At 63.4% G+C, this 12,207-nt stretch carries 15 protein-coding genes; 10 read left to right on the top strand and 5 right to left on the bottom strand.

Annotation, left to right across the window (positions count from 1 at the left end):
* Window positions 1–121: 121 nt before the first annotated feature.
* Window positions 122–1,162: a cytochrome c oxidase subunit II gene (gene coxB / locus ACOVQ0_RS03360; RefSeq protein WP_421880169.1), complete on the bottom strand. Its 1,041-nt coding sequence runs from the start codon at window positions 1,160–1,162 to the stop codon at window positions 122–124.
* Between the two features lie 319 nt (window positions 1,163–1,481).
* On the opposite strand from coxB, the gene pyrE reads away from it, so the two are divergent.
* The 9 genes from pyrE to ACOVQ0_RS03315 are packed head-to-tail and all read left to right on the top strand — an operon-like array spanning window position 1,482 to window position 7,810.
* Window positions 1,482–2,066 (top strand): orotate phosphoribosyltransferase, encoded by a 585-nt coding sequence (gene pyrE, locus ACOVQ0_RS03355; RefSeq protein WP_421880167.1) that lies wholly within the window; start codon window positions 1,482–1,484, stop codon window positions 2,064–2,066.
* Window positions 2,063–2,806 (top strand): pyridoxine 5'-phosphate synthase, encoded by a 744-nt coding sequence (locus ACOVQ0_RS03350; protein ID WP_421880165.1) that lies wholly within the window; start codon window positions 2,063–2,065, stop codon window positions 2,804–2,806. The genes pyrE and ACOVQ0_RS03350 overlap by 4 nt, the downstream gene beginning before the upstream one ends.
* A gap of 10 nt (window positions 2,807–2,816) precedes the next feature.
* Window positions 2,817–3,236 carry a holo-ACP synthase gene (acpS, locus tag ACOVQ0_RS03345; protein WP_421880163.1) on the top strand — a complete coding sequence of 140 codons (420 nt, stop codon included), beginning with the start codon at window positions 2,817–2,819 and terminating at the stop codon, window positions 3,234–3,236.
* On the top strand, window positions 3,233–4,132 hold the full coding sequence (gene lepB / locus ACOVQ0_RS03340) for a signal peptidase I (protein WP_421880161.1): 900 nt from the start codon (window positions 3,233–3,235) through the stop codon (window positions 4,130–4,132). Before acpS ends, lepB begins: the two co-directional genes overlap by 4 nt.
* A 5-nt stretch (window positions 4,133–4,137) precedes the next feature.
* A complete protein-coding gene (locus ACOVQ0_RS03335) occupies window positions 4,138–5,232 on the top strand; it encodes an AI-2E family transporter (RefSeq protein WP_421880159.1) in 1,095 nt (364 codons plus the stop codon).
* A 14-nt stretch (window positions 5,233–5,246) separates the two neighbouring features.
* Window positions 5,247–6,374: a DUF3089 domain-containing protein gene (locus ACOVQ0_RS03330; RefSeq protein WP_421880157.1), complete on the top strand. Its 1,128-nt coding sequence runs from the start codon at window positions 5,247–5,249 to the stop codon at window positions 6,372–6,374.
* Window positions 6,375–6,394: 20 nt separating this feature from the next.
* The gene (ruvX, locus tag ACOVQ0_RS03325; protein WP_421880171.1) at window positions 6,395–6,838 is read left to right on the top strand and encodes a Holliday junction resolvase RuvX; all 444 of its coding nucleotides are present in this window, start codon (window positions 6,395–6,397) and stop codon (window positions 6,836–6,838) included.
* Window positions 6,839–6,890: 52 nt separating this feature from the next.
* Window positions 6,891–7,409, top strand: a complete 519-nt coding sequence (locus ACOVQ0_RS03320; RefSeq protein ID WP_421880155.1) for a PaaI family thioesterase — start codon at window positions 6,891–6,893, stop codon at window positions 7,407–7,409.
* The gene (locus tag ACOVQ0_RS03315) at window positions 7,406–7,810 is read left to right on the top strand and encodes a PaaI family thioesterase (RefSeq protein ID WP_421880153.1); all 405 of its coding nucleotides are present in this window, start codon (window positions 7,406–7,408) and stop codon (window positions 7,808–7,810) included. The genes ACOVQ0_RS03320 and ACOVQ0_RS03315 overlap by 4 nt, the downstream gene beginning before the upstream one ends.
* Window positions 7,811–7,818: 8 nt before the next feature.
* Here ACOVQ0_RS03315 and ACOVQ0_RS03310 read toward each other — a convergent pair whose 3' ends face one another.
* From ACOVQ0_RS03310 to ACOVQ0_RS03295, 4 genes are read right to left on the bottom strand one after another with little or no spacing between them, the layout of a single operon-like run.
* Window positions 7,819–8,184 (bottom strand): DUF2794 domain-containing protein, encoded by a 366-nt coding sequence (locus ACOVQ0_RS03310; RefSeq protein WP_421880151.1) that lies wholly within the window; start codon window positions 8,182–8,184, stop codon window positions 7,819–7,821.
* Between the two features lie 2 nt (window positions 8,185–8,186).
* The gene (gene epsC, locus ACOVQ0_RS03305) at window positions 8,187–8,903 is read right to left on the bottom strand and encodes a serine O-acetyltransferase EpsC (protein WP_421880149.1); all 717 of its coding nucleotides are present in this window, start codon (window positions 8,901–8,903) and stop codon (window positions 8,187–8,189) included.
* A gap of 26 nt (window positions 8,904–8,929) precedes the next feature.
* Window positions 8,930–9,544: an HdaA/DnaA family protein gene (locus tag ACOVQ0_RS03300; protein ID WP_421880147.1), complete on the bottom strand. Its 615-nt coding sequence runs from the start codon at window positions 9,542–9,544 to the stop codon at window positions 8,930–8,932.
* A gap of 34 nt (window positions 9,545–9,578) precedes the next feature.
* Window positions 9,579–10,847 (bottom strand): heavy-metal-associated domain-containing protein, encoded by a 1,269-nt coding sequence (locus ACOVQ0_RS03295; protein WP_421880145.1) that lies wholly within the window; start codon window positions 10,845–10,847, stop codon window positions 9,579–9,581.
* 134 nt (window positions 10,848–10,981) lie between these two features.
* Between ACOVQ0_RS03295 and purM the strand changes: the two genes are divergently transcribed.
* Entirely contained in the window at window positions 10,982–12,088 is a 1,107-nt protein-coding gene (gene purM, locus ACOVQ0_RS03290) for a phosphoribosylformylglycinamidine cyclo-ligase (protein ID WP_421880143.1), read from the top strand.
* Window positions 12,089–12,207: the final 119 nt, after the last annotated feature.

The raw sequence follows: 12,207 nt of genomic DNA, 5'->3' as shown, positions 1-12,207 counted from the left end.
CACCGGGCAAAGAAGCCCGGCTTGTGGTCATGATCGTGGTCGTGCGCATGATCATGCGCATCAAAACCTTCGTTTGCGGGAATGGAGGCCATCTCGGTCAAACCTTGTCGATGATTTCGCGTCAGGCGGCAGGCGCTGCGGAAGCGTCAGCAGCCGGGGCTTCGGCGGGAGCGGCAGCGGCCGCAGGCACCACTGCTGGTGCAGCTTCTTCAGCCGGACCAACGGTGCCACCGGGCTGGGTCTTCACCCAGGCTTCGAACTTGTCGCGCGGCAGGGCTTCGACCGTGATCGGCATGTAACCGTGGCGCACGCCGCACAGTTCGGAACACTGGCCGTAATAAACGCCCGGTTCCTTGATGAAGAGAACCTTTTCGTTGATGCGGCCCGGCACGGCGTCGAGCTTGAACCACAGCGAAGGCACAGCGAAGGCGTGGATCACGTCTGCACCGATGGTCTGGATGCGGATCGGCTCACCGGCAGGAACAACCATGCGATTGTCGACTGCCAGGTGGCTGGGTTCACCACGCTTGTGCGCGTCTTCCTCGGACAGCATGTTCGAGACAACCTCGAACCCGCCGTTGTCGGGATAGGTATAGCCCCAGTACCACTGGTATCCGGTCACCTTCACGGTCACCGCGCCCTTGGGCGCGGGATCGTACTGGTGAGCCAGCAGACGGATGGACGGCACCGCGATGACCACAAGGATCAGCACAGGCACCAGCGTCCACACCACTTCGATCAGCGTGTTATGGCTGGTCTTCGAAGCGACCGGGTTGGCGCGCTTGTTGAACTTAACCGCAACCACGACGAGCAGGATCAGGACGAGGATCGAGATCGCGACGATGACAGGCATCAGGATCGCATCATGCATCCACAGAGCTTCCTGGCCAGTAGGCGAATACTGGTCCTGGAAGGTCCATCCCTTGTCCACCGGCATACCCTTGCCGGGCGTCGGTGCCATCGGGGTATAAGGCCCGGCATCGACAGCGGCATCAGCAGCAGGCGCAGCGACAGCCGCTGGCGACTCGACTGCGACGGGCGCAGCAGCGACCGGCGCGGCAGGCGCAGCAGCAATGGCGTTGGCTCCGAAAGTCAGCGCGAAAGCGACGCCAAAGGTTCGGAAAGCTTTACCCGCAACGCGGGCGGTATCGGCTAGACTCATCGTCAAAGTTTCCGCTTTTTCCCTGTTTGCGCGCTTGTTGCGCTGCATCAAGGAAGCGCTCGCGCGCTCCCTTTAAGTCCCTCGATCGTCCCGGCCTATACGCGCAGCCGTCTCAAGCCTCAAGCCGCACAGCGCATATTTTTCATGGCTCGCTCATGGCCATTCGGGCAATGCGGCAATGCAGTGTTACAGGACGCTATTACAGCGCGCTTTACTCGCCCCCTTGCACATCATGCGGAAAAGGGTTGCCCCCCGCGCGGGCAAGGGCCATTTGCGGGCCATAGACCGACCCCACAGAACGGCATTTGCAGGCAGACCCATGCAAGAAGACGATATCCTTTCCGAATTCCGCGCCAGCCAGGCCCTTCTCGAAGGGCACTTCCTTCTCTCGTCGGGCCGCCACAGTGCGTACTATCTGCAATGCGCGCGCGTATTGATGGACCCGATGCGCGCCTCGCGTCTTGCCGCTGCCACTGCACAGAAGATTCCGCGCGATCTGCGCCAACAGATTCAAAAGGTCGTCTCGCCTGCGATGGGCGGCGTGATCATCGGGCACGAAATGGGCCGGGCGCTTGGCGTAGAGGCGATGTTCGTCGAACGCCCCACCGGCAAGTTTGAACTACGGCGGGGCTTCGCGCTCACCCCCGGTGAAAAGGTGCTGATGGTCGAGGATGTCGTCACCACCGGCCTTTCCAGCCGCGAAGCAATCAAGGCTATCGAAGAAGCAGGCGGCCAGGTCATCGCCGCCGCCGCACTGGTCGATCGGTCCGCTGGCAGCGTCGATCTCGGCGTGCCGTTCTTCCCGCTCGTGGCGCTGAACTTCCCCACTTATGCGCCCGATGAACTTCCGCCCGAACTTGCCGCCACCCAAGCGATCAAGCCGGGCAGCCGGGCCAAGCCGTGAGCAGCGTGCTGACTCCGGAACGCCTCAGGCTCGGCGTCAACATCGATCACGTCGCCACCATTCGCAATGCGCGTGGCGGTGACCATCCCGATCCGGTGCGCGCGGCGGAAATCGTTGCCAGCGTGGGCGGCGATGGCATCACGGCGCATCTGCGTGAGGATCGTCGCCATATCCGCGACGAAGACCTCGCCCGCATCCAGGCCGCCACCAACCTGCCGTTGAACCTCGAGATGGCAGCGACCGACGAGATGCTGGAAATCGCGCTACGCCACAAACCGCACGCCGCCTGCATCGTGCCCGAACGCCGCGAAGAGCGCACGACCGAAGGCGGGCTGGACGCTGCTGGCCAGCACAACCGCCTCGCCCCCATCGTCGCGCGTCTTTCCGACGCAGGCATCCGCGTCAGCCTGTTCATCGCGCCCGAAGCACGCCAGATCGAAGCTGCGATGCGCCTCGGCGCACCAGTGGTCGAACTGCACACCGGCGAATATGCCCATGCAGAGGGCGAACAGCGTGCCATAGAACTGCGCCGCATTGCCGATATGGCGGCGCTGGCCGCCCGCAACGGCATCGAACCTCACGCTGGCCACGGCCTGACGTATGAAAACGTCCAGCCCATCGCTGCAATTCCGCAACTGGCCGAACTCAACATCGGCCATTACCTGATTGGCGAGGCGATCTTTACCGGCCTCGATGCAGCGGTCCGGCGGATGCGCGATCTGATGGACGAAGCGCGGTGAGGTTCCTTCAGTGATCCTCGCCATCGGCTCGGACCTCTGCAACATAGAGCGTATCCAGAACTCGCTCGACCGGTTCGGTGATCGCTTCATCAACCGCGTTTTCACCGATGTTGAAAAGGCGAAGGCCGCGCGCCGCCCCTATACGATTGCAGGCACGCTGGCGAAGCGCTTCGCTGCGAAGGAAGCCTTTTCCAAGGCGGTCGGCACGGGGTTCAAGGCGGGCGTGTTCATGAAGGACATCGGCGTGGTCAACGCGCCTTCCGGCGCCCCCACGCTGGCGCTGACAGGTGGTGCCGCAGCGCAGCTTGCCGCGATAACCCCTGCCGGTTACGAACCCGTCGTCCACCTTACCCTGACCGACGATCACCCCTGGGCACAGGCCTTTGTGGTGATCGAGGCCCGCCCCCTTGCCGGAATGCCCACTGCTTGACCGACCAGCCTGCCGAACAGCCTGAAGAATCATTGGCCCCGCCGCCACCATCCCCCGAAAGCGGTGTCGATTGGTGGGCGGAATTGCGCGGCTTGGCCCTCATGCTGCTGACGGTCGTGGTGTTCCACAGCATGGTCGCCAAGCCGTTCTATATTCCCTCGATCTCGATGATGCCCAACCTGCTGGTGGGCGACCGGCTGATCGTATCGAAATACCCCTATGGCTGGTCGTGGGTGTCGGCCTCGTTCCACGTTCTGCCGCGCGGGGACAAGCGCATCCTGCCCAAGGTGCCGGAATATGGCGATATCGTGATCGCCGTCCCGCCGGATCGGGACGAGGATTATATCAAGCGTGTCGTCGCCTTGCCCGGTGATCGCATCACTGTGATCCACGGGCAGATCATCCTCAACGGCAAGCTGGTGCCCCAACAGGCTGAACCGCCGGTGCAGATTCCCGCCGATCCGCAACTCTCCTGCGACGGCGCACCCTGCTACGATATGTTCGAGCGCTACCGCACGCGGCTGACGGATGGGCAAGAAGTCTATGAACTACCCACCTTCCGCGAAACCCTGCCCAATGGCGCAAGCTATCTTGTGATCGACCATATGGACCAGATGCTCGACAACTATCCCGAAACGGTGATCCCGCCCGGCCATGTCTTTCTGATGGGCGACAATCGCGATCATTCGGCTGACAGCCGCGCACCGATCGAAGAACGCGGCCTTGGCGGCCCTGTGCCACTGGCCAATGTCGGCGGGCGTGCCGAATTCGTTACCTTCTCGCTCAACGGCAGCGAATCGCTCAATCCGCTGACATGGTGGCCCGCCTTGCGCGATGGCCGCGCGTGGACCAGACTGCGCCCTGAAATCCGCCATACGGCACCAACGGAGCGCTGAACCCTATGGACGAAGCCAGCGCGGAACGGAGTGCAGGGCCGACCGACATCAAGGACGACCTGATCCGCCGCGAGGCGAAGAAGGCTTTCGTCTGGATCGGCGTGGCCTCGCTCTTCGCGCTGGTGGTTCTGCTGGCACAGCCGATCATGGTGATTCTCGGCGGCATTGTCTTCGCCGCGCTGATCGATGGCGGGCAGCGGTTGATCTCGCGGATTGCTCCGTGGCTGCCGCGCGGTATCCGCATCATGATCGTGGTGCTGGGCACTTTCGCGTTTCTTGTCTGGCTGGTGATCTTTGCAGGGGGCCAGCTTGCAGCACAGGCCGCAGCCTTGCCCGCCGTGATCCAGACCCAGCTTGGTCGCCTGACCATCTGGGCGCAGAGCCACGGCATAACCATGCGTGATTTCAACCTGCAGCAGATCGTAAGCCAGGTTCTGGGCAGTGTGGGGCAAGTCACCCGCGCGCTGGGCGGCATCTTCGGTGGCTTCACCACGGCCTTCCTGATTTTCATCCTGTCGATCTACTTCGTGCTCGAACCCCATCTGTATCGCCGGGGATTTGCATGGATGCTGCCCGAAGACAGCCGCGATCACTGGGAAGGCACGGCCCTGCGTATGGGCAAGGCGCTGCGGATGCTGCTGTTCGGGCGCATGGTCGGCATGTTCGTCGAAGGTATCGCCACCTGGTTGCTCTTGGCGTGGTGGGGTGTGCCGATGGCAGCGCTCCTTGGCCTGCTGACCGGCCTTCTTGCCTTCCTGCCCAATATCGGCGCGCCCATTTCAGGCCTTCTGATGACGTTGGTGGGCTTTTCGGTCAGCAATGAAACCGGGCTGTTCTGCATTGCAGTCTATTTCGTGGTGCAGACCGTCGATGGCAACATCATCATCCCGATGGTGGCAAAGCGCACCGCCGATCTTGCCCCGGCGCTGGTGCTTGGCGCACAGTTGATGTTCGGCCTGCTGTTCGGCATCCTCGGCCTGATGCTGGCCGATCCGATCGTCGTCATGCTCAAAATTCTCCTCGAACGTCAGGCCGAACGCAACAGCATGGGGCGTGATGGACTGGCGGTTTCGCCCCTCACCTCAAAACAACCCGCCTGAACACAGAGATTCCGATGGCCCGCAAGTTCCTCTACATGATCGCCATTCTCGCCGTGCTGGTGATCGCGGCGCTCTTCGCCCTGCGTATCTGGTCTACGGAGTTGAGCCGGTTCGCCTTCGTTCCCCGCTCTGCCTACACCCGGCTCGAACCTGTATCGGCTGATGCCTATGCTGCAAACACCATGTGGTTCTCGCGCCCCAGCGTGGGCGCGCAAGACCCTTCGCAATGGGTGCCCTCCGGCGTGCAGAAGGGCAACGGGCCTGCGGCAGTGTTCTTCATTCACCCCACCAGCTACCTTGCGCGGCAGGCGTGGAACGGCCCGCTTGACGATAACGACACCAATCGCCGCGCCAGCTATTTCCTGCAAGGCATGGCCAGCGCGTTCAACGGGCAGGCGCAAGTCTGGGCGCCGCGTTACCGTCAGGCCGCGTTTGGCGCATTCCTCACCGATCAGGCCGAAGGGCAGATGGCGCTGGACGCTGCTTATCTCGACGTGCGGCAGGCCTTCGATACGTTCCTTGCCTCGGTCCCTGCGGACAAACCCATCGTGCTGGCCGGACACAGCCAGGGCGCGCTGCATCTGATCCAGTTGCTCAAGGATCGCGTGGCTGGAACGCCGCTCGCCGCCCGCGTGGTCGCCGCCTATGCCGTGGGCTGGCCGATCTCCATCGAACACGACCTGCCCGCGATGGGCCTGCCCGCCTGCAACGGGCCAGACCGCGCTGGCTGTGTGATGAGCTGGGCCAGCTTTGCTGAACCGGCAGACCCCGACATTGTGCTCGACGCCTACCGCACCCGCCCCGCACTCGATGGCAAGGCGAAGGATACGCGCCCGATTCTCTGCACCAACCCGCTAAACGGCGGTGCAGCCCCTGCAGCCGCGTCTACCGCAAACCTCGGCACGCTCAAGCCCAGCGAAGATCTGAAGGGGGGCGAAATTATCGTTGGCGCGGTTCCGGCCCGTTGCGATCCGGCCACCGGCATTCTGCTGATCGGCGATCCGCCCGAACTTGGCCCCTATGTGCTGCCCGGCAACAACTACCACGTCTACGACATCCCGCTGTTCTGGACGAACCTGCGCGCCGACGTGAACCGCCGCGTCACCGCATGGGAAGCCGCGCACAAGGCTTCGGCAAAGTGATCACCCAGTCAGCCCTGTCGATGCGCGATGAACTGCCGGATGGCGGCACGCTGATGGGCCTCGATACCGGCACCAAGACCATCGGCGTCGCCCTGTGCGATCCCGACTGGCGTTTTGCCACGGCAGGCAAGACGATCCAGCGCGGCAAATTTACGGCCGACAAGGCAAAACTCGCCGCTCTGGTTGCCGAACGCGGCGTGAAAGGCCTTGTCATCGGTCTGCCGCTCAACATGGACGGGTCGGAAAGCCCCCGCTCCCAGGGCGCGCGTGCCATCGCCCGCAACCTCGAAGACCTTGGCCTTCCCATCCTGCTGTGGGACGAACGCTGGACCACGCAAGCTGCCGAACGAGCCATGATCGCGCAGGATTTCAGTCGCGCCAAACGGGCAGAGCGCATCGATTCGCACGCCGCCGCGCTGATTCTGCAGGGCGCAATCGACGCGCTTGCCGGAAGCGCCTTTTAATTGACCGCTTAAGCCGCTTGTCAACGCTCTGCACCTGCGGCAGGGATACCGGATGAACAGCATTCCCGAAAGCAGCGGCGGACGCCCCTCGATCCCGCCCGACATGGCGTTCGATCCCTCGCGCTTCGGCAAGTTCATGATGAAGCACGGGCACACCGGCTTCATCGGAATGCAGTACCGTGATCATGGCGATAACTGGGTCGAACTCGGCCTGCCCTGGCGCGAAGATCTGGTTGGCGATCCCGATACCGGCGTGCTGGCCTCCGGCCCGATCATCAGCCTGCTGGATAATGCCACCTCGATGTCTGTCTGGGCTTTGCGCGGCGGTTTTCGCCCGCAGGTGACGCTGGATCTGCGCGTCGATTATGTGCGTGCCGCCACCCCCGGCAAGACGATCATCGCCTGGGCCGAATGCTATCAGCTCAAGCAGTCGATGGCTTTCGTGCGCGGCATCGCCCATGATGGCGATATTGCCGATCCCGTTGCCCACGCAGCCGGGATCTTCATTCAGGTAGAGGCCGATGGCTGGGCCAGAACGCCAACGCCGGACGCGCCGGGGGCTTCGGCATGACTCTCCTGTCCGATCGCCTGCCGCCTTATGCCCGCGCAATGGGGATGCGCATCGAAGGCCTGCTTGAAGGCAGCCCGCTGCTGGTCATGGACTTTTCGGACCGTGCAATGGGCCGCCCCGGCTATCTCCACGGCGGCGCCATTGCCGGAATGCTGGAAATCGCGGCCATCATGGCCCTCCACGCCGAACTTGGCGATGAAGGCGCGCGCGTGCGCATCAAGCCGGTGAACATCTCGGTCGAATACCTGCGCGGCGGCGTCACGGTGGAAACCTTCGCCCGTGGCCAGGTCGTGCGCGCAGGCCGCCGCATTGCCAACGTCCGGGCAGAGGCATGGCAAACCGACCGCGACAAACCTCTCGCCAGTTGCTGGATGAATTTCCTGCTCAAGCCCAAGGCCTGAAGCAAGGCCTAGTCCTCCACCACCTTCATAAGCCGTCGCTCCAGCGGGAACAGCACGCCCGCCAGATCGTGCCCACGCTTGAGCACCTGCCCCGCCTCGCCAAACAGCGCCCACATGCCCTGCTTGCCCCGCAGTGAAGGCCGCTTCTCGATTCGCGCCGTGGGGCGTTCTGCCGTGCGCTTGAAGGCCGCAAAGACCGCAGCGTCCTTGCCAAAGTCCATCGCATAGTCGCGCCAGAATCCGGCGGCGACCATGCGGCCATAGATGTCGAGGATTTTCAGCAGCTCGACTCGTTCGAAGCCAACCTGCTGCACCACGCGCACGGTCGGAAAGGGCACCACGCTGCCGGGCGCACCGGCATCGGGTCCGCTCACGCTCAGTTGCGGGTCCTTCTACCAACCGTCGTCGGCGTCGGCGCGGGTGTGCCGCCATCCTGCGCCGCGATCAGCGCCGCAACTTGCGCTTTGAGCGCAGCCACTTCAGCCTCAAGATCGTCAACGCGACTGCCGCCGTTCGGCTCGCAAGGCTCCTTGCAGGGCGTGCCATAGGGGATGAACTGCTTGAGCCACGTCTCTGCCGGAACCAGTGTGGATCGCGCCTTCAGTCCGATCATCGTCGCGCCTTCGGGCACATCATCGGTCACCACCGCATTCGCACCCACGCGCGCGCGCGCGCCGACCGTGATCGGACCAAGGATCTGCGCGCCCGATCCGATGATCGAATCGTCGGACAGCGTGGGATGGCGCTTGCCCGGAATGCCATTTGTGGGATTGGTGCCACCCAGCGTAACGCACTGATAGATCGTTACATTGTCACCAATCTCAGCCGTCTCGCCGATGACGGTAAAACCGTGTTCGATGAACAGGTGCTTCCCGATCTTCGCACCGGGATGAATGTCGATCGCGGTCAGAAAGCGGGAGAAGTGGTTCACCGCACGGGCAAGGAAAAACATCTCCGCTTCGAACAGCCAGTGGGCCACGCGATGGAATCCCACCGCCCACAGCCCCGGATAGAGCAGGATTTCCCAGCGCGATCGTGGCGCAGGATCGCGCGAACGGATCGAATCCAGATATGCGATCAGGCCCTTGAACATGCCCCGATTCTCTCTCTAATCCCGCGTTAAAGCAAGCGCGGCTGAAATTCACCTGTCCGCTCAGCAAGCGCATCACGAACCAATGATATGGTGACGGGTGCTTTACGCTCAAGAGAGAGCCGGTCAAGAGTTTCAATCAGCAACTCGATTTCAGCATGGCTGCGCTCCAGCCGGGGCAGGAGGTAGGCCATCACCTGTTCCCCCAGCACAAGTCCGCGCCGTGCGGAAAGTTCCGCCACCAATCCGGCCACCAGATCATCGTCGGGCGGTGCAATCTCGATCAGCAGCGCCGCGCCAAGCCGCGATGCCAGATCCGGCAGCGTGATCTTCCATTCGCCGGTCGCGCAATTCGCTACCAGCAGCAACGGTCGTCCGCTCGCCTGTGCGCGGTTCCAGCGGTGGAATACCTCGTCCTCAGGAAGCGAATCGGCCCCGTCGATCACTTCACCTGCGCCACTTTCAGCAAACCAGCGCGCCAGCAGGCTCTTGCCCGAACGCGGCGGCCCGGCCAGAATCGCGGTTCGGAATGGCCATCGCTCCGCAGCCTGCAAGGCCTCGATCACCGGGACAAGGCTGTGCCCCATGACCACGGTCTCGGCACCACGCGCCGTCACCAGCGGAAGGGCAATCTGGGTCGACATCGCCGTGATTATACGCTCAAATCGCGAAAGCGCGTTACTTGCGGATCGAAAGCGCGCCCGCGCCCACCGTCACGCGCCAGCCCTGCGCCCGCAGCGCCGCAGCCAGCGCCTCAAGTTCGCCCGCATACGTCACGCGCATAACCGACGTGCCGCCGATCGCGATCGATGTGGAACTGGCGCTCTTTACGCCCGCCACGCCACGCACCGCTGCCATGCCTGCATCAACCGCCGCCGCATCGCCCGTAACGAACTGAACGGTAAACGTGCTGGTCGCAGCAGCCGCAGGCGTTGCCGTCGCCGCGCCTGGCTCGTCGCCAACCGGCTCGACCTGCATGGCCACGGGTGCTGGCCCCAGCTTCTGCATCGTCTGGTCGATCAATGCCTGATCGATCTGCGTCACCATGTTCAGCGTCGGATCGGGCTTCAGCGTTCCGTCAGCCAGCGCCTGGGTGAAAATGCGATCGAGTTGGCCAATCGCCTGCTCCAGCATCTTGGGCACTTCCGCCTCGCTTTTCGCGGTCAGCGTGAAACTGCCAAGGAAACGGTTGTCCGGTCCATAGCGCGCGCTGAACGTGCCCTGCACCGGGCCGCCGGGAAATTCCCGCTCCAGTCGCGCAATCGGCATGATCACGTCCGAAGCGCCGAATTCATCCAGAATCATGCGCCACCAGTTGCGGCTGCGCCGGTCAAGCTGGCCCGCCGTCAGCAGCAGCGAATCCGATCCTGCGCCGGTTGGCCGCACATAATCGATCGCGCTGTTGCCGGTGCGATATTCGGCCCATGCCTTCTGCCAGGGGGTGCGCGTTTCGAACACCGTGGCCACGCCGCCCTGATAGAGCACCGGAATCACCAGCAGCGGCGCAGAGCGCGCCCGCGCGCCGGTCATCCCCAACCGCTCACCCGTGCGTGCGCGGTCAAAAATCACGCCCAGCGTGGCAATATAGCGGCGCGGCCCCACCTGTTCGCGTTCCACCACCACGGCAGATACCATCGATTCGATGGTCGAATCATCCAGTCCCGGCGCGGCCCCACCGCTGCCGTTCGATTCCCACAGCTTTTCCCAGGCCTTGCGCTGCGCCTCGCGCCAGCCCTTCATCCGCGCGTCTTCGGGATTGTCCCCGCTGACGTTCACTTCGATGCCGCGAATCTCGAAATCGCCGTTGCTGGCAATGGGCGGAATGCCGCGATCGCCTTCGATCTGCGCAACCAGCACCGCGCCGCCCACCGCCAAAAGCAGGGCTGCGCCAAGGCCCAAGGCCTTACGGTTCTTCGCATTTTCGAATGGCAGGCGCAGGGCGACCAAGACAACTCCGAACTTCAGTTGGGCCGCAGCGCTGGCCGAAAATGTGCCCGGAATTCGAATTCCGGTGCTTGCGCGTTCGCTTTTGCCCAAAGGCAAGTGGAAATCCAAGCGAGAAAGCGCTAGGCGCGCGCTCCATGAGCGAACAGGATCAAAAGCCGCAGAGCTACAGCTACGCCCAGGCCGGCGTGAACATCGCCGCCGGCAATGCGCTGGTCAAAGCCATCGGCCCATTGGCCAAGTCCACCGCCCGCCCCGGCGCGGACGCGGAACTCGGTGGTTTCGGCGGCTTCTTCGATCTCAAGGCAGCCGGTTACAAAGACCCGCTGCTGGTTGCGGGCAACGATGGCGTCGGCACCAAGGTGAAGCTGGCGATCGATCATGACCGACACGACCAGATCGGCATCGATCTTGTCGCCATGTGCGTGAACGATCTGATCGTTCAGGGTGCTGAACCCCTGTTCTTCCTCGATTATTTCGCCACGGGCCGTCTTGATAACGGCGTTGCGGAACGTGTTGTCGCAGGAATCGCCGAAGGTTGCCGCATCGCCGGTTGCGCGCTGATCGGTGGCGAAACCGCCGAAATGCCCGGCATGTATGCCGATGGCGATTATGACCTCGCGGGCTTCTGCGTCGGCGCGGTTGAGCGTGGCGAACAACTCACCGGTGATCGCGTGGCGGCAGGAAACGTCCTCCTCGGCCTCGCATCGTCAGGCGTCCATTCCAACGGCTATTCGCTGGTCCGCCGCCTCGCCGCAGACAAGGGCTGGAAACTTGATCGCCCTGCGCTGTTCGATAACGAGCGCCTGCTGATCGACTATCTGATTGAACCGACCCGGATCTATGTGAAGAGCCTGCTGCCCTTCATCCGTTCCGGTCGTATCAACGCGCTTGCCCACATCACCGGCGGCGGTCTGCTCGAAAACGTGCCGCGCGCGCTGCCAAAGGGCCTTCACGCCCGCATCGATGCCGATAGCTGGGAACAGAGCCGCCTGATGGCTTTCCTGCAGGCGCAGGGGAATATCGAGCCTGAGGAGATGGCGCGTACCTTCAACTGCGGCATCGGCATGATCCTCGCGGTCGAACCCGACCAAGCCGATTCGCTCGCCGCCGATCTCACCGCAGCGGGCGAAACGGTCTACCGCGTGGGTGAGATCGTCGAAGGCGAAAAGGGCTGCACCGTAACCGGCAGCACCGAAACATGGTCCGCGCGCGAAGCGTGGGAAGCCATTCATGTCGGCTGACCAAATCCTCCCCGTTTTCGCCAAAGGCGCAAATGGGGAGGGGGACCGCCCGCGCAGCGGGTGGTGGAGGGGCCAAAACCCCTCCGTCAGCCCTGCGGGCTGCCACCTCCCCATTTGTC

The organism is Novosphingobium sp. (assembly GCF_049240505.1).
GTDB lineage: Bacteria > Pseudomonadota > Alphaproteobacteria > Sphingomonadales > Sphingomonadaceae > Novosphingobium.
Note: the sequence above shows the minus strand (reverse complement) of the source record. Positions and strands in the feature narration are given on the sequence as shown.